Annotated in this window: 13 protein-coding genes and 2 pseudogenes; 6 read left to right on the forward strand and 9 right to left on the reverse strand. The window is 61.0% G+C overall.

Annotated features, from left to right (window positions below; genetic code table 11):
* Positions 1 to 31 precede the first annotated feature (31 nt).
* Genes AO356_RS29410 through AO356_RS29425 form a run of 4 tightly spaced genes read left to right on the forward strand, consistent with a single transcriptional unit; the run spans position 32 to position 4,606 of the window.
* A complete protein-coding gene (locus tag AO356_RS29410) occupies positions 32 to 1,048 on the forward strand; it encodes an ABC transporter ATP-binding protein (RefSeq protein WP_060742848.1) in 1,017 nt (338 codons plus the stop codon).
* Positions 1,045 to 2,034, forward strand: a complete 990-nt coding sequence (locus AO356_RS29415; protein WP_060742849.1) for an ABC transporter ATP-binding protein — start codon at positions 1,045 to 1,047, stop codon at positions 2,032 to 2,034. Before AO356_RS29410 ends, AO356_RS29415 begins: the two co-directional genes overlap by 4 nt.
* Positions 2,031 to 3,455 (forward strand): M20 family metallopeptidase, encoded by a 1,425-nt coding sequence (locus AO356_RS29420; RefSeq protein WP_060742850.1) that lies wholly within the window; start codon positions 2,031 to 2,033, stop codon positions 3,453 to 3,455. The genes AO356_RS29415 and AO356_RS29420 overlap by 4 nt, the downstream gene beginning before the upstream one ends.
* Complete coding sequence (locus AO356_RS29425) at positions 3,452 to 4,606, forward strand: M20 family metallopeptidase (RefSeq protein WP_060742851.1); 1,155 nt, start codon at positions 3,452 to 3,454, stop codon at positions 4,604 to 4,606. Before AO356_RS29420 ends, AO356_RS29425 begins: the two co-directional genes overlap by 4 nt.
* Before the next feature lie 548 nt (positions 4,607 to 5,154).
* Here AO356_RS29425 and mdeB read toward each other — a convergent pair.
* The 4 genes from mdeB to AO356_RS29445 all read right to left on the reverse strand — a co-directional run bounded on the left by mdeB (position 5,155) and on the right by AO356_RS29445 (position 9,927).
* Positions 5,155 to 7,851, reverse strand: coding sequence for an alpha-ketoglutarate dehydrogenase (gene mdeB, locus AO356_RS29430; protein WP_060742852.1), 2,697 nt, complete (start codon positions 7,849 to 7,851; stop codon positions 5,155 to 5,157).
* Positions 7,848 to 8,270, reverse strand: a complete 423-nt coding sequence (locus tag AO356_RS29435; RefSeq protein ID WP_081015449.1) for a hypothetical protein — start codon at positions 8,268 to 8,270, stop codon at positions 7,848 to 7,850. The genes mdeB and AO356_RS29435 overlap by 4 nt, the downstream gene beginning before the upstream one ends.
* Positions 8,271 to 8,316: 46 nt before the next feature.
* Positions 8,317 to 8,775, reverse strand: a complete 459-nt coding sequence (locus tag AO356_RS29440) for a hypothetical protein (RefSeq protein WP_060742853.1) — start codon at positions 8,773 to 8,775, stop codon at positions 8,317 to 8,319.
* A gap of 135 nt (positions 8,776 to 8,910) precedes the next feature.
* Positions 8,911 to 9,927, reverse strand: a complete 1,017-nt coding sequence (locus AO356_RS29445; protein WP_060742854.1) for a 1-aminocyclopropane-1-carboxylate deaminase — start codon at positions 9,925 to 9,927, stop codon at positions 8,911 to 8,913.
* Positions 9,928 to 10,125: 198 nt separating this feature from the next.
* On the opposite strand from AO356_RS29445, the gene AO356_RS29450 reads away from it, so the two are divergent.
* Entirely contained in the window at positions 10,126 to 10,635 is a 510-nt protein-coding gene (locus AO356_RS29450) for an Lrp/AsnC family transcriptional regulator (protein ID WP_060742855.1), read from the forward strand.
* Between the two features lie 35 nt (positions 10,636 to 10,670).
* On the opposite strand, the gene AO356_RS33535 is transcribed toward AO356_RS29450, so the two are convergent.
* The 5 genes and pseudogenes from AO356_RS33535 to AO356_RS29465 form a co-directional block, all read right to left on the reverse strand.
* On the reverse strand, positions 10,671 to 11,531 hold the full coding sequence (locus AO356_RS33535; protein ID WP_420480625.1) for a sensor histidine kinase: 861 nt from the start codon (positions 11,529 to 11,531) through the stop codon (positions 10,671 to 10,673).
* Positions 11,532 to 12,137 (reverse strand): annotated as a pseudogene (locus AO356_RS33540) (response regulator); the annotation flags it as partial. It abuts the gene before it with no gap.
* Positions 12,126 to 14,393, reverse strand: a pseudogene (locus tag AO356_RS33545) (ATP-binding protein); the annotation flags it as partial. The pseudogenes AO356_RS33545 and AO356_RS33540, both read right to left, overlap by 12 nt.
* Positions 14,394 to 14,416: 23 nt before the next feature.
* Positions 14,417 to 15,517 (reverse strand): ABC transporter substrate-binding protein, encoded by a 1,101-nt coding sequence (locus AO356_RS29460; RefSeq protein WP_103310102.1) that lies wholly within the window; start codon positions 15,515 to 15,517, stop codon positions 14,417 to 14,419.
* A gap of 490 nt (positions 15,518 to 16,007) precedes the next feature.
* Entirely contained in the window at positions 16,008 to 16,508 is a 501-nt protein-coding gene (locus AO356_RS29465) for an Lrp/AsnC family transcriptional regulator (protein ID WP_060742858.1), read from the reverse strand.
* Between the two features lie 119 nt (positions 16,509 to 16,627).
* Here AO356_RS29465 and AO356_RS29470 point away from each other — a divergent pair, with 119 nt between their 5' ends.
* On the forward strand, positions 16,628 to 17,662 hold the full coding sequence (locus AO356_RS29470; protein WP_060742859.1) for a histone deacetylase family protein: 1,035 nt from the start codon (positions 16,628 to 16,630) through the stop codon (positions 17,660 to 17,662).
* Positions 17,663 to 17,710 lie beyond the last annotated feature (48 nt).

The raw sequence follows: 17,710 nt of genomic DNA on the forward strand, positions 1-17,710 counted from the left end.
TAGACGGCTTTACTAATAGAGGGTACCGAACATGGCACTACTCCATGTTGAAAACCTGCGCGTGGACATCCCCATGGGCAACAGCCCGACGCCGGATGACATGCTGCATGCCGTGCGCGGTCTGAGCTTTGAAGTCGAACGCGGTGAAATGTTGTGCATCGTCGGCGAATCCGGCTGCGGTAAATCCTTGACGTCGCTGGCGCTGATGGACCTGTTGCCACGCAAGGCCAAACGCACCGCGTCCCGGCTGACACTGGACGGAATCGACATGATCGGCCAGAGCGAACGGCACATGTGCGACCTGCGCGGAAACCGTCTGGCGATGATCTTCCAGGAACCGATGACCTCGCTGAACCCGGCCTACAGCATTGGCGATCAGCTCAGCGAAGTGCTGACCCAGCATCGCAAGGTGTCGCGCAAGGATGCCTTGGTTCGCGCCGGGCGGATGCTGGAGAAAGTCGGTATCAGCAATGCCACCGAGCGCTTGCGTCAGTATCCGCATCAACTGTCTGGCGGTTTGCGCCAGCGGGTGATCATCGCCATGGCGTTGATGTGCGAACCGGACCTGATCATCGCCGATGAGCCAACCACAGCCCTGGACGTGACCATCCAGGCGCAGATCCTGCGCTTGATCCGCGACATTCAGAAAGAGCTCGGCCTGGCGGTGATTTTCATCACCCACGACCTTGGGCTGGTGGCACGGATCGCCGATCGGGTCGCGGTGATGTATGCCGGGGAAATCGTCGAAACCGCCCCTGCCCTGCAACTGTTCGAGAACCCGCAGCATCCGTACACCCGTGGTCTGCTGGCCAGTATTCCAATCCCTGGCCGGACCAAACCGGGCGAGGCCCTGGGTTCGATTCCAGGCCTGGTGCCAAGCCTGGTAGGCGAACAGCAAGGTTGCGCGTTCCGCAATCGTTGCGCTCAGGCGATAGCGGCCTGTGCGCAAGACATCCCCGAAGTCGAGCAGGACGGACACATGGCGCGCTGCCTGTTCGCCGCACCGGCTCCGGCACCGATTCGCCTTCTGGAGCGCGCAAGGTCATGAAAAGAGACATCACGTTGGAGCTGTGTGACATCCGTCGCGAGTTTCGGATCAACAAGGGCTTTTTCAAACCCGCCGCCATCCTGAAAGCCGTGGATGGTGTTTCCCTGCGCCTGATGCGTGGCGAGACCCTCGGCCTGGTGGGTGAGTCCGGTTGCGGAAAAAGTACCCTGGCAAAGCTACTGCTCGGTCTGTTGGCGCCTACCAGCGGCGATGTGCTGGTCAATGGCAAACATCTGGCGGCGACAGATCGCAAGGAAATGGCCCGGCACATCCAGCCGATATTCCAGGATCCATATTCCTCGCTGAACCCACGCAAGACACTGCGGGACATCATTACCCTGCCGCTGATCGTGCATGACATCGGCAGCCCCGCCGAGCGACGCAAGAAGACCGAAGCGATGCTCGATGTGGTCGGCCTGCCCAAACGAGTCATCGACAGCTATCCGAGCCAATTGTCCGGCGGCCAGCGGCAACGGGTGGCCATTGCCCGGGCGTTGATCATGCGCCCTGACGTGTTGATCTGCGACGAACCCACCTCGGCGCTGGACGTGTCGGTGCAGGCGCAGATTCTCAACCTGCTGCAAGACCTCAAGCGCGAATTCGGCCTGACCTATCTGCTGATCAGCCACAACCTGGCGGTCATCGAACACCTCGCCGACCGGGTCGCGGTGATGTACCTGGGGCGCATCGTCGAAGAACGGACTCGCGAATCGTTGTTCGCTGAACCCGGCCACCCGTATACCCGCGCCTTGCTGGATTCGGTGCTCACGCCCGATCCGCGCCTGGGCATTCCCGAAATCGGCCTGCACGGCACCTTTCCCAATCCGATGTCACCACCGTCCGGCTGCGCTTTCCACCCGCGCTGCCCGAGCTGCTTCGCCCCCTGCAAAACGGCCTACCCGGCCAATGATCCGATTATCGGCGGCAACGTGCGTTGCCACCTTCACGACAGTCCCGCCCAAACACTGGAGCTTGTCCACTCATGAGTCGTTCACTTGCCATCAGCAACACCACAGCGCAATTTGACAACGGCGCATTTTTCAATCTGCTCGAACGCAGCGTCGCCTTGCACACCGAAAGCCAGGCAACGGACAGCCAGCCCGAGTTGTATCGCTACCTCCATGAGTTCATCACCCCGCATGTCGAGGCGATGGGCTTCAGCGTCAAGATCTATGACAACCCGGTGGCAGAGCGCGGTCCTTTCATGATCGCCACCCGCATCGAGCATCCGGAACTGCCGACCGTGCTCAGCTACGGCCACGGTGATGTGGTGCGCGGCTATGAAGCCCAATGGCGTGAAGGCCTGTCGCCGTGGCAAGTCATTGCCGAGGGCGATCGCTGGTACGGCCGCGGCACGGCGGATAACAAAGGCCAGCACCTGATCAACCTGACCGCGCTGGAGCAAACGCTCAAGGCTCGCGACGGCAAGCTGGGGTTCAACGTCAAGCTGCTGCTGGAAATGGGCGAAGAAGAAGGCTCGCCGGGCTTGAACGCGTTCTGTGCCGCCCACAGTGAAGAGCTCGCGGCGGATATTTTCATCGCCTCGGACGGCCCACGCCTGGCGGCATCTCGACCGACGATTTTTCTCGGCTCACGGGGGGTGTTCAACTTCGAGCTGGTGGTCAATCTGCGCGAAGGCGCCCATCACTCTGGCAACTGGGGCGGGTTGCTGGCCAACCCCGGGATCATTCTGGCCAATGCCATCGCGAGCATGGTCGATGAGCACGGTCGGGTGAAAGTGGCGGGCCTGATGCCCGAGACACTGCCTGAACCGGTTCGCCAGGCACTGGCCGATATTGAGGTGGGTGGCGGACCGGGCGATCCGGAAATCGACGCCAACTGGGGTAACCCCGAGCTCTCCCTGAGCGAAAAGGTGTTCGGCTGGAACACCCTCGACGTCATCGCCTTCAAGACCGGCAACCCGGACGCCCCCGTGCATGCGATCCCCGGCAAGGCCAATGCCCACTGCCATATCCGTTTCGTGGTGAACAGCGACTACACGACCTTTATCCCGGCCGTGCGTGCCCACCTGGATGCTCATGGTTTCAACAATGTCGAGGTCAAGCAAAGCCACGTCGAGGTGATGCATGCCACTCGGCTGGACCCGCAAAGCCCGTGGGTCAATTGGGCGCTCGGCTCCTTGGCCCAGACCACCGGCAAAAAACCCGCGCTGCTGCCGAACCTCGGTGGCTCGCTGCCCAACGATGTGTTCGCCGACGTGCTCGGCCTGCCAACCTTGTGGGTGCCGCACTCGTACCCGGCCTGCTCGCAACATGCGCCGAACGAGCACTTGCTGGCACCGGTGGTCAAGGAAAGCCTGCAAATCATGGCCGGGCTGTTCTGGGACCTGGGCAACGACGCGGCACGCCTGACCCAGGAACATCAGTTGCGGGAGCAGGCGCAATGAATACCACGCCACAACAGGCGCTGGACTGGCTTGCCGACCAGCGCCCCGCCATGGAAGCGTTGCTGCAGCGTATCGTCGACACCGACTCCAACAGCTATGACAAGGCCGGCGTCGACGCGGTGGGCGCGCTGCTCGCGGCAGAACTGGAAGCCGACGGCATCCTGCTCAAGCGCATGCCGGTCGATGGTTTTGGCGACGTGATGCTCGCCGAAGTGCCAGGCGAACCTGGAAAGCCGGTGTTGCTGCTGGGCCATCGCGACACGGTATTCCCCAAAGGCACCACCACGACGCGCGGCTACAGCTGCGATGGCAACCTTGCCTATGGCCCCGGCGTCGCCGACATGAAAGGCGGCCTGGTGCTCAATTGCTTTGCGCTCAAGGCGCTCAAGCGCGCCGGCCAGTTGCCCTATCCGGTGCAGGTCCTGTACACCGGTGACGAAGAAATCGGCTCCGGCAGCGCCAGGACCCATATCGAACAGGCAGCCCGTGCCGCCCGCGCCGTGCTCAATACCGAACCCGGCCGGGCCAGTGGCAACGTGGTCAGCGCACGCAAAGGCGGCGCCACGCTGATCATCGAAGTCTTCGGGCGCGCGGCGCATGCCGGGGTCAACCATGCCGACGGCGCCAGCGCCATCGAGGCCCTGGCACGCAAGATCGTCAAGCTCCATGCCTTGACCGATTACTCGACAGGCATCACGACTAATGTGGGCCTGATATCCGGGGGCACATCCAGCAACACCGTCGCACCGAGCGCCTCGGCCCGGCTGGACGTGCGCTTCATCGAACTCAAGCACTGGGATCAAATCCTTACCGCAATCCTGGCCATCGTCGCCGAAGAAGAACTGATCGGCACCCATGCCATCCTCAAGGAAGCGACCACCTTTCTACCGATGGAAGCCCGTCACAGCGAACGATTGCTGCACATCTACCAACAAAAAGCCCTGGCACTGGGTTTCAGCGTCGAAGGCGAGTTCACCGGCGGTTGTGCCGACTCCGGGTTCACCGCCAGCCTGGGCATTCCAACCCTGTGTGGCCTCGGGCCGGTGGGTGGCAAGGTCCATACCGATCGCGAATACCTGGAACTGGACACGCTGGTGCCACGCGCCCAGGCGTTGGTAGCGACCATCCTGGCTGTTGGCGAGAGCAGTTGAGATAACGGGGCGTCGAGATCAAAGTCCAAAGTAAGAACACGAGCAGGATACACGTCCAGCCTCTATGTAGCCGGACCACCGCTATCGCGAGCAAGCTCGCTCCCACAGGGGGTTGCGGGTGCCCACAGCATCTGCACACGCCACAAAAACCTGTGGGAGCGAGCTTGCTCGCGATGAGGCCAGCCAGCCAACATCCCTGTAACTGAACCACCGCCTTCGCGAGCAAGCTCGACATCCCTGTGACCGAACCACCGCCATCGCGAGCAAGCTCGCTCCCACATGGATTCGCGGGTGGTCACAGCATCCGCACACGCCACAAAAACCTGTGGGAGCGAGCTTGCTCGCGATGAGGCCAGCCAGCCAACATCCCTGTAACTGAACCACCGCCTTCGCGAGCAAGCTCGCTCCCACATGGATTCGCGGGTGGTCACAGCATCTGCACACGCCACAAAAACCTGTGGGAGCGAGCTTGCTCGCGATGAGGCCAGCAAGCCCAACATCCCTGTGACTGAACCACCGCCTTCGCGAGCAGGATGAAGCCGGCGGCCTCAAGCGTCCCAAGGGGCCACGGCGTCAACGTCAATGGCGTAACGTTCGATGGCCTCGGCACAGACACTGGCATCCAGACGCCCCTCATGCACCAGGGAGGTCAGCGCACTCAGGACGATCTGGTGGCGGTCCACTTCGAAGAACCTGCGCAGTTGGCTGCGGGTATCGCTGCGGCCAAATCCATCGGTGCCGAGTACCGTGTAACGGGCATCGAGATAACTGGCGATCAATTGCGGCAAGGCGCGCACGTAGTCCGTGCACGCAATGATCGGTACCGAGTCGTTGAGCGACGCCTGGACATGGCTGCGGCGCGAAGGTTGTCCAGGATGCAATCGATTCCAGCGCTCCACTTCCCGTGCCTCCCGGGCCAACTCGGTAAAGCTGGTAACGCTCCAGACCTGACTGTCGATCCCCCAATCGCTCGCCAGCAACCCGGCGGCGGCAATCACTTCGCGCAGGATCGCGCCGGAACCCAACAGCTGAACACGTCCACGGGCATCCTCGACTTCATGCCGGGCAAACAGATACATGCCCTTGATAATGGCCTGTTCGACGCCTTCAGGAAGGGTGGGCTGCGGGTAGTTCTCGTTCATCAGGGTGACGTAGTAAAACTCGTCGACCTGGCGCTCCAGCATCTGGCGCATGCCGTGATCCAGGATCACCGCGAACTCGCCGGCGAATGCCGGATCGTAAGCCCGACAATTGGGGACCATCGCCGCCATCAGATGACTGTTGCCGTCCTGATGCTGCAGGCCTTCGCCACCCAATGTCGTGCGGCCTGCGGTGGCACCGAGCAGAAAACCGCGGGCCCGTTGATCCGCCGCCGCCCAGATCAAGTCGCCGATGCGCTGGAAGCCGAACATCGAGTAATAGATGTAGAACGGCAGCATCGGCAAACCATGTACCGAATAGCTGGTCGCCGCTGCAACCCAGGAACTGATGGCGCCGGCCTCGCTGATGCCCTCTTCGAGAATCTGCCCGTCCAGGGCTTCCCGATAACTGAGGATCGAACCAATGTCCTCCGGCTCATAACGCTGCCCCACGCTGGAGTAGATGCCGATCTGCTTGAACAGGCTGGCCATGCCGAACGTACGCGCTTCATCCGCCACGATCGGCACGATGCGCGGGCCCAGTTGCTTGTCCCGGAGCAAACCGCTGAGCATCCGCACGAAGGCCATGGTGGTGGACATTTCCTTGCCTTGGGCGGCGACGGCGAACCCGGCATAGCTGTCTACATCAGGCACGGCCAATGACTCGCTGGCCGAAGGTCGCGCCGGCATGTAGCCGCCCAACGCCCGGCGACGTGCATGCAGGTAGCGCATTTCCGCGCTGTCGTCGCTCGGCTTGAAGAAGCTCAGGGAGGTGGCCTGTTCATCGGTCAACGGCAGGTTGAAACGGTTGCGGAACGCGATCAACGCCTCATTATCGAGCTTCTTCTGCTGGTGCACGGTCATCTTGCCCTGCCCGGCGTCACCCATGCCGAAGCCCTTCTTGGTCTGGGCCAGGATGACCGTAGGTCCCTTGCCCTCGAGCATTGCGCTTTGATACGCGGCAAAGATTTTCACCAGGTCATGACCACCGCGCTTGAGCCGGTCGATCTGCTCGTCGGTCAGGCCGTGGGCCAAATCCGCCAGGGCTTCGTCCTGGCCGAAGAAATGCTCACGGTTGAAGCGCCCATCCTTGGCCGCGAACGTCTGGAACTGGCCATCGACCGTGGCCGACAATGCCCGGACCAACGCGCCGTCTTTATCCCGGGCAAACAATCTGTCCCAGTCGGAACCCCACACCAGTTTGATCACGTTCCAGCCCGCGCCGCCGAACAACGCCTCGAGCTCGTCGATGATGCGACCGTTGCCACGCACCGGGCCGTCCAGGCGCTGGAGGTTGCAGTTGACCACCCAGACCAGGTTATCCAGCCCTTCGCGCGCCGCCAGGGTCAGCGCCGACATGCTTTCCGGCTCATCCATTTCACCGTCGCCAAACACCCCCCAGACGGTTCGCCCCGAGGTCTTTTGCAGGCCGCGGTGCTCCAGGTAACGCATGAAACGCGCCTGGTAGATCGAGCTGATCGGACCGATCCCCATGGAGCCCGTCGGGAACTGCCAGAAGTCCGGCATCAACCAGGGATGCGGATAACTCGACAACCCCCGGGCGCCATTGGCGCGCGCGCCGATCTCTTGTCGATAGTGCTGCAGATCCTTTTCTTCCAGGCGTCCCTCGAGGAACGCCCGGGCATAGACGCCTGGCGCCGAGTGCGGCTGGTAGAACACCAGATCACCGCCGCCGGTTGGGGTGCGCGCCTTGAAGAAGTGATTGAAGCCCACTTCAAACAGATCCGCCGCGCTGGCATAACTGGCGATGTGTCCGCCCAACTCCCCATAGGCGTGATTGGCCCGGGCGACCATCGCCAGGGCATTCCAGCGCATGATCGATGCCAGACGCTCTTCGATGGCCAGGTCCCCGGGAAACACCGGTTGCCGCTCAACGCTGATGGTATTGATGTAAGGGGTGCCATAGCTGGGCCGCCAGCCGATGGCCGAAGTGCTTGCCACGGCCAGCAGCATGTCGAGGATCTGTTTGGCCCGGTCCGTGCCACCGTGGGCTGCGACCGACAGCAAGGCCTCGCGCCACTCGGCCATTTCTTCATCCTCAACAGCCTGGACCGGCCATTGGGCATGGGGATTGGACAGGTTCATAGGCAACTCCTGCAGGTGTCGGGTATCGCTTCGAGATGGCGCGAATGGCTTCCTCGGGCGAGGCTTTTGACTTGCTCTACCGCGGCAATGACGGAGCGCTCGGCTGCCTCGTCTGGTGCGACCGGGTAGAGGCATGGCTGGCCAATGGAAAGGTCGTGCAAGACGTGCTCATCCAGTTCACCGAGCACCACAAAACAGTAGTCACTCTTGGCCATTTGCACGCCAACCAGCTTGCCATTCACGGTGTTCACTGTATCGACATGGATCAACGCAACATTGTCAAAACAGCTGAACCCCTGATGGATCAAATCAATATGATCGCTATCGAGTCCGCTCACGATGACCACGATACGCGTACAACTGGAAGGCTCGCGCATCCACTTCATTGCGTGGATACGCCCCTCGGCGGTTCGGCTCATAAGCGTTGCCTTTCTGGTTTCAACAGGCGAATTGACGAGGACTGGTTTAAATGACGCCGCGCGCCTGCAGCACGCTTTTGGCCAGACTCCGGGTCGCCGATAGCACCTCTTCCACCTGTCGATCCATCGCCGCAGTGGATGAGGCGATCGTTCCCAGTTCGACGACGCGCAGCGGGTGGCCGCAGACGGATCCCAGCCAGGTCAGGCCAGGCACCGTGCCGACTTCCAGCAGAAAGCTGCCGTGGGGGACGCAGCGCAACAGTTGGCTGGCATAACACGCGTCGCCCCCGGCGGACGGCTCCGGGCTGGAGCCGACCCGCAGCCAGTCGACCAGCAACGCCTCGGATTGCTTGACGGCCAGATAAGCCACCTGGTCCCAGTCATCTATCGTCACGTGCAGCTTGTCGATCATGTATTTGGGCAATGCGGCGCTGGTCACGATGACCACCCCGGCGTCCGCCGAAGGTTCCTTGATCCAGACTGCGGATTGCGATATCGCATGCATGGCGGTACTCCCAGCGGTTGGGTTGCAACGCTCGCTCCGAGCGGCGATCCGAGGATGAGGCCGTGACATTCAATATGAATGCCAACTGCCCCACCGCTTCGTGAGCAGGCGCCGCCTACAGGTCATTGCCGCGAATCAGCCGTTGCGGAACAGGAAGCTGTAGGCATTCAGCGCAGGCGCCCCGCCCAAGTGCGCGTAAAGCACTTTCGAGCCTTCGGGGAACTCGCCACGACGGACCATTTCAATCATCCCGTGCATGGATTTTCCTTCGTACACCGGATCGGTCAGCACACCTTCCAGGCTGCCGCACAGGCGAATGGCTTCCAGCGTACCGTCGTTAGGCAAACCGTATTCCGGATAGGCAAACCGCGTATCGAGCACCACGTCCTCTTCAGTAATTTCGCGACCCAACTCCACCAGCTCTGCGGTATGCCGGGCGATACGCAGAATCTGTGCCTTGGTTTTCTCTGGCTTGGCCGAGGCATCAATGCCGATCACGTTCTTCGAACGGCCGTCCGCAGCGAAACCGACGACCATGCCGGCCTGGGTACTGCCAGTCACGGAACAGACCACGATGTAGTCGAACTTGAAGCCCAGTTGTTTTTCCTGCTCCCGCACTTCCTCGGCAAAGCCGACGAACCCGAGGCCGCCATAGGGATGCTCGGAACAACCCGCCGGAATCGGAAACGGTTTGCCACCCTGCTCCACGACATCGCTCATGGCCTTTTCCCAACTTGGCCGGATACCAATATCGAAACCTGCTGCGTCCAGTCGTACGTCAGCCCCCATGATGCGCGACATCTCGATGTTGCCCACCCGGTCATACACCGCGTCGGAATAGTTCACCCAGTTTTCCTGCACCAGCACGCACTTCATGCCCAAGTGGGCAGCGACTGCAGCGACCTGGCGGGTCTGGTTCGACTGAATGCCACCAATGGAGACCAGGGTATCGCAGCCTTGCTCGATCGCTTCGGGAATCAGGTATTCGAGCTTGCGTGTCTTGTTCCCGCCGAAGGCCAGGCCACTGTTGCAGTCTTCACGTTTGGCATACAACTCGACCTTGCCACCCAGATGTTCACTGAGACGCTTCAAGGGCGTGATGGGAGAAGGACCGAAGGTCAACGGATAACGTTTAAAACGATTCAGGTTCATGACTCTGCTCCTCGATATTGGATATCCAAGCGCCGGACCGAAAGTGAAAGGCCACATTCCAGGCTCTTTCAGGAGGGGCTTCGATGAGTTCAATATTAAGAAGAATTCGAAAAATATGTGTTGCAAGTTTCTACCACTTGGAAAAACATAATTTCCATGAAAGCACATAAAACATATTTTTAATGCGTGGAATTCGACATGAAAGCAACAAACACTCACAAGAAGTCGGCCACTACGGCCCCGGTGCCGCAGCCACTGGATCGAACCGACCGCGCGATTCTCAAGGTCCTGCAACGAGATGCCTCCATCTCCAACGTGGCGCTGGCAGAGAAGGTGAAACTGAGTGCCCCGGCTTGCCTCAGGCGTGTCGAACGACTCAAGCAGGTCGGCCTGATCAAGGACATCGTCGCACTGCTGGACAATGAAGCGCTGGATGCGGGGATGGTGGTCTTGATCGGCGTGGTGCTGGACCGCTCCACACCGGAATCCTTCGCAGCCTTCGAGGCGGCCGCACAAAAAGTGTCCGGCTGCATGGAGTGCCATGTGGTGACGGGGGAATTCGACTACTTCATGTTGATACGAACCAAAGACAGCAACAGCTTCAACCGGCTCCACGCGGAGCAACTGCTTTACCTGCCCGGGGTTCGCCAGATTCGCTCGTTCATGGGGTTGCGCCAGGTCTTGTCGACCACCCACATTCCCCTTTGAGGCTCAATCAGGCCGAGCCGGCATCGGTTCGGTATTCATCGCTTACTCAGCGAAGCACCAAGAGGAATATCAAGGGTAAAGGTTGCGCCCTGCCCAACCCCGTCGCTGTGCACGGTCAAGCTGCCTCCCATTTCCTGCGCGGCCAGCGCACAGCTGTGCAGGCCAAAACCGTGACCGTCTTTGCGCGTCGTGAAACCGTGGGAAAAAATACGTTTCATGTGCTCAGGGGCAATCCCATTGCCGTTGTCGGCCACCGTGATGCGCAATACGGCCCCGTCAACGAGGGACGCGCTGAACGTGACGCATGGGCTGCGATCGATCACACCGTCCAACGCCTGCTTGGCATTGCCAATCAAGTTCACCAGAATCAGTAGAACCCGGTGCCGGTCCAACGGCAGCAGGGGCAAGTCGGCAATGTCCTTGACCATCGTCACCTCCTGGCGCGCCAGCAATCCAGCACTCATGCGCAAGGCATCGTCGATCAACTCGGCGACCGGCACGGTCTCGACAATACTGACGGCAACGGCATAGGACTGCTGGGCAGCGACAATGGTTTTGATGTGGTCAATGCCCTTGGTGAGTTGCCCGAGTTCTTCGATGATGCTCTGTTGCTCCGCCGCCACCACCCCCGCCAGCTTGAGCAGGTAGTCGGGCAGCATCTTTCCCTTGTGGTCGTTGGTGAGAAAATCGCTCAGGTCATGGACGTGTTCGTTCATCAGTTGAGCCACCTTGCCCAGCCCTTGGGCCTTGGAGGTGCGCATCTGGCTGCTGACCAATTCTGCCGATACGTTCACGCTGTTGAGGACGTTGCCGACGTTGTGCAGCACTGTCGTAGCGATTTCGGCCATGCCCGCCTGACGGGATTTTGCGTGCAGTTCGGTTTGCACCTGGCTCATGCGCAGCGCAGCACGTACGCGAGCCTTGAGTTCCAGCGGCGAAAAGGGTTTGGCGATGTAGTCATCGGCGCCACTCTCCAACCCGGAGACGCAGGCCTCGCTACCGCCACGGGCGGTCACCAGGATCACGGGTAAATGAGCAAAACCGGCGCTGGCTTTGATCCTGGCGGTCAGGCCAAAACCGTCGAGCTTCGGCATCATCACATCCGAAACCACGACATCGATGGGTCGAAGCTGCAGCAGCGCCCAGGCCTGCTCTCCATCAGTCGCGGTGGCGACAATATAATCGGCTCGCAAAAGCTCGCTGAGATAGCCCAGCATTTCCGGGCTGTCGTCGACCACCAGCACTCTGGATCGCGAGGCATGTCCCGGGGGCTGCTCGTCGTCTGCGTCTTGGATCGAAACCCGGTCGTTGCGACTGCCAAGGCGACCGTCATCGAAACGCAGGTGACGCTGCTCGGCTGTACTTGTCGTGCTCGATGACGATCGCTCGTGCATCGTGCCGGCTTCGGTGGGTACGGTGTTTGGCTCGGTCCCCAGCGGCAGTCGAACAAAAAAGCACGAACCCCGTCCGGGCTCGCTGTTGACACCGACTTCACCCCCCATCAATTCGACCAGATCCTTGACCAGGGCGAGACCGATGCCTGTGCCGCTGTAGTGACGCGTGGCGGAATTGTCGATCTGGGAAAAACGCTGGAACAGCAGCGGCAGTTTGTCAGGCGCGATGCCAATCCCCGAGTCCTGCACCGCGAGTTCAAATCGCTCGCCATCGAGCGGCGTGACGGCCAGGTGCACGGTGCCGCCAGCCGGTGTGAACTTGATGGCATTGCTCACCAGGTTGAGAAGAATCTTCTCGAAGTGCTGGGGGTCCAGGAACACCGTGCCGAGCGCGGGATCGATGCTGCAGGTCAAGGTGCAGCCTTTGCCCTCGGCCACCATGGCGGCGTCCTCGGCCAGCACACCCACCACCTTGTTCAAATCAATGGGCGTTGGGCACAACTCGAACTTGCCCGCTTCGGCCTTGGAGAAATCGAGGATGTCGTTCACCCGGTTCATCAAGCGCAACGCGTTGCGTTGGGCGCGGTCGATTTGCACATGCCAGTCCGCTGGCGGGGTGGTCGCCGCCGAGAGTTGTTCCAAGGGGGCGAGAATGAGGGTCAAGGGGGTGCGCAGTTCGTGGCTGACCGTGGCTACGAAATCGCTCTTTGCCTGGTTAGCCGTCTCGGCCTGGTTGCGCGCCTGAATGAGTTCGATGGCCTGCGCCTCCAGCACCTCGGTCTGGTGGTGCAGCGTGTCGGTCCGTTCGGCGACCATTCTTTCCAAAGACGCCTGGACTTGCTGTCGTTCGGCGTCGGCCTCGGCCTCCAATACCCGGATGCGCAGGGCATTCTCCTGGAACACCCGTACGGCGCGGGTCATGATTCCAATCTCGTCGCCGCGTCCGGCGCTGGCGATCTCGGCGTTCAGGTCGCCAGCCGCAAGCCGGCGCATGACCGAGGCCAGGGCCACGATGGGCTGCGCGACAAATCGCGATGTGCTCCAGGCGATGGCGCCAGCCAGCAGGATGGCGACGGTCCCAGCAACGATCGTCGCAAGCATGCCGCGATCATTGTGGACCAAGGCGTCGGAGCGCGCTTGACCTGCGAAGCGTGCCACCAACAGGCCGGCGCTCCGTGCCTCGTTGCGAACCTGGTCGCGCGCGTCGCTCAAGGCGTTGCTCGCCTGATGGAACCTGGCGAATGCCGCCCGGTAGCCGGCGATCTGTTCGCTGACCGTCAGCGGCGTAGCCTTGGCCTGCAGCCCCACGGACGCCGGGAGAACCCGAGAGAGTCGGGAGAGTTCGTCCAGGATGTGGCCGACAGAGCCGGCGACCTCGGCCGACGGTGACAGGCGAAACGACAAGGTCTGCGCCTCCAGGGTGGCAACACGCTCGGCGAAACGCTTGGACAACGCGGCGGCATTTTGCAGCAAACCGGTTGCTGCCTGAATGTCGCTGGCGTCATGGACAACGTGCCCTTCCACTTCCCCCAACATGGCCTCGAGGCGCTCAACCGTATCCCCGACGCCAGCGAGATACCGCAAGGCCTCGCCTCCCCGGAGCCTGGGCGACTCGCCAAGATGCTCGACCGCTAAGCTGGCAGCGTCTAGCGCCGCGGCCAGCTGGTCCAGGGCCTCTCTCTCCTGCGGTGCCCCCATCAACTCGCGCAATTGTTCGACCACGGGGCGGAGTGCCGCGCTGGCGTTGCGCGCCGCAGTGGCGGTCGCCCCGTCACCGCTCACCAGCATCCTGGCCACATTGGCAGTGATGATCCGTTCGCCGTTGCGCAGGATATCCAGGATGCGATGGGCGCTTTCGATGTCGCTCACCCGCGCCTCGTGCTCAGCGGTGCGGGACTCAAGTCCCTTCAACCCATTGGCGATGCCCTGTTCGACGAGGATCGTCGCCTCTCGCATCCGGCCGTAGTGGGCTGTCATGTTCTCCGTTTCGCCATCCATGGCCAGGCTCGCCGCCCGCAAGGCGGCGATCGCCATCGCGAGCCTTTCCAGACTGCCCTTGAGCGATTGCGCCTCCGCCACCGCAATGGCGGAGAGGCCGGCGATTGCCGTCGCCACCATGCCTTCGGCCTGGGACAGGCTTTCCTGGTCGCGGGTGGCAATGAAGTTTTCCACCCGTCCGGTAGCCCCGTTGACCGAGGCCAGAATTTCCGCGGAATGGCTGGCGGAATCCACCGCACGTACCATGCCGCGCAGGCCGTAGAGGTTCACCAGCGACACCGCCAGCATCAGGAACACCAGCGCGGCGACCGCCAGGCCAATCCTGACGGCAATGGGCCTGTCAGTGGCGGGTTTGAATGTCGACATGGCGCCTCGCCCCCCGTCCGCCACTACGGCTTCGTCACCTCCGGCAACGGCGTCGGCGCCGCCGTATGGTTGATGGCCGCGTCGATCATCGCCACCACGGAAGCCTGGTCATAGGAAGGATTGGCGGCGCCGCCCACCGGCATGGTGGCGAGCCAGGCGTCCAGGTCTTTCCCATCGATACGCACCAGCGGCACTTCGACGAACTTCGGCACCTGCTTGCCCGCCAGAATCTGCTGGGCCACCCAGAACCCCACCTGGGAGACGCTTGGGGAGGCGGAGACCGAGACGGTCTCGTAGCCATTGGCATCGCGCTCCTGTTTCCACAGGGCCAGTTCGTCCTGGCGATTTCCCATCACGATGATCGGCAAAGGGCGTCCTGCTGCCTTGAACGCCATGGCCGCGCCATAACCGTCGCCCCCTTGAGTCGCGACGGCGTCGATGCTAGGCAGCGACGGCAGCGCCAGCGCCACCTCCTTGCGTGCGACGGAAGCGGTCCAGTTGCCGTAGACGGTCTTGGCGAACTTCAGGCCCGGATAGTCGCTGGCGGCCTTGCGAATGCCGTCGCTGATGTTTTTATCGGTGGCATCGCCGGCAATGCCGCGGATCTCCAGCAGCGTTCCGTTCCCCTTGAGGCGCTCGGCGATGTAATCCATTTCCACGCGGCCCATGGCGGACCAGTTGTAATCCACGGTATAGACGCAGCTTTCGGTGACGAGGCTGGCCATGACCACCACCACGATGCCGGCGTTGCAGGCGTCGCGGATGACCCCGTTGAGGGCCGTGTCGGACGCGGCCAGGATGACGATGGCGTTCACGCCCTTGACGACCATGTCCTGGATATGGGCTGCTTGTTCCGACGCCGAGTTGTTCGCGCTGACCACCGGAGCCTCGCGGATGAGGCCATCCTTCTGCGCCTGGACCGCAATCTCCTGCCAGTTGCGCACCATCACCTTGCGGAAATCGCTGCCCGCGTAGGAATTGCTGAAAGCAATGCTATGGCTTGCGGTAGGGGCGCCGGCGATGCCGCCGTCGGCAGCTTGGACTGGATTGGCGGCAACCATCGCCAGCCCGGTCACGCAGCCAGCGAAGCGCCACAAGATGTTGTGGATGGGTTTGGTGTTCATGTTGTTCTCCATCGTCCTTGGGATTTACCAAAAGTCATCCACCTGCACCTGTCGACAACCTGGATCGACTGCTTGATCTGGTTTGGAGAAGTCGGCCTGCAGATTGGAGATCATCGGCCCTGTGAAATTGGAGCAGGCATTCAACTTGAGCTCGTAGTCGAGCGGCCTCTAGCGGCCAGACCAAAAGCCTCAAGCAAATGCTCACGAACTGAGGATGGGTCGCCCAGGGATCAAAATGCGCCGATGGACACCCGTTGCCAGATTGCTCATTCGGTCATTCCAACAATAGAACCGGACATGTAGAACCAGACACATACAGACTCCTTCCCTTGGCGGCCGATCATTGAAACCAATACATTGCCTGCAGTGGCAATGAGCATAGTCGCAACGTGCCCGCTTCGCTCGTGGCCGTGGAGGATTTCAGCCAACCGAGCGCCCCACACGATCACACCGGCTACGACACCTGGATGGGCGAGCGCGGCATCAGGCTTTAGTCCCTGCCGGACTTGGGTATCGCTATGCGGTTGCTCGTCTTGACCTCGCGCAAGGCCAGGCTGGACTGGATCGAGGCAATTCCCACCTGGCGCCGTAGTACCTGCTCGATAAAGTCACTGTAGCTATCAAGATCCTCTGCCAGCACTTGCAGCACGTAATCGGCATCCCCGGTGATCTTGTGACAAGACAACACTTCAGGCAATTGCGCAATCACCGCCTCGAAGGCGTCAGGCGCATGATCGGCGTGGGTGGAAAAACGGATGTGCACGAACGCCATGATATCCAACCCCAGCATTCGTCGATCAAGGTTGGCCTGATAGCCCTTGATCACGCCCGCTTCCTCCATTCTCTTGCGCCGTCGCCAGCAAGGCGTGAGGCTTAACGACAGGCGCTCACTGAGCTCGGCGTTGGAAATGCTCGCATCATCTTGCAGCAACTTGAGTATCGCCAAGTCAGTCTCGTCGAGACTGATGCGTTTGGATGATTTTTTCTGCATTTCGCAATTCCTGAGTAAAAACACCCGAAAAATCTAGCAGACTGCGAATATAAAGCAAAGAAAGCGCCTCCGTAGCGGAACAGAATATTTGCACTGTTTCGAATTGACGGATGCGCAGAATGTTTACAGTTTTCAGTGATTCCCATCGTTTGCACCATGGCACCGAATTGAAAGACGGCGTACTCAAGCCGTCGTTCGAACAACCCAGCCGGGCCGATACCGTCCATGATCGGGTCAAGCAGGTAGGCCTTGGCCAGATCGTCGAACCACGAGCATTTGACCGGGCGTGCTACGTCAATGCACACAGCGAGCGCTACGTCAGCTTCCTTGAAAGCGCATGGTCACAATGGTGTGCGACCGGGCGTACTCACGATGCCTTGCCGCTGGTATGGCCAGTGCGCGACTTGTCCAACGATCAAGTCCCGACTTTCATCGACGGAAAACTCGGTTTCTTCGCCATGGATGCCGGGTCCCCGATTACCGCGACCACATGGCAAGCGGTAAAGACCAGCGCAGACATCGCCCTCACCGGCCTGGCGCTGATCGATGAAGGCCACGACAGCGCCTTCGCCCTGTGCCGCCCGCCCGGCCATCACGCAGCACGTGAATACATGGGCGGCTATTGCTACCTCAACAACGCGGCCATTGCCGCACAACAGGCCATCACTCAAGGCGCGAAACGTGTCGCGGTACTGGACGTCGATTTCCATCATGGCAACGGCACTCAAAACATCTTCTACGGGCGCAGCGACGTCATGTTCGTGTCGCTGCATGGCGAACCCACGGTGTCTTATCCGTACTACTCAGGCTTCAGTCACGAAGTCGGCGCCGGCCAGGGCGAAGGTTACAACCTCAACTACCCGTTGCCGAAAAACACCACCTGGGAAAGCTATCGCAATGCCCTGCTCCACGCCTGCAAGAAACTCCAGCAATTCGCCCCTGAAGTGCTGGTCATTTCACTCGGCGTCGACACGTTCAAGGACGACCCCATCAGCCACTTCCTGCTGGAAAGCGAAGATTTCATCGGCATCGGCGAGCTGATAGCGGGTGTGGGCTGCCCCACTCTGTTCGTGATGGAGGGCGGCTATATGGTCGATGAAATCGGAATCAATGCGGTCAATGTGCTGCATGGTTTCGAGAGCAAGCGCACCTGAACCGTCCCCTGCCCCGCAATGTTTCTACTACTGAACCGGAGAATAAAA

The sequence above is a fragment of the Pseudomonas fluorescens genome (assembly GCF_001307275.1).
Classification (GTDB): domain Bacteria; phylum Pseudomonadota; class Gammaproteobacteria; order Pseudomonadales; family Pseudomonadaceae; genus Aquipseudomonas; species Aquipseudomonas fluorescens_AA.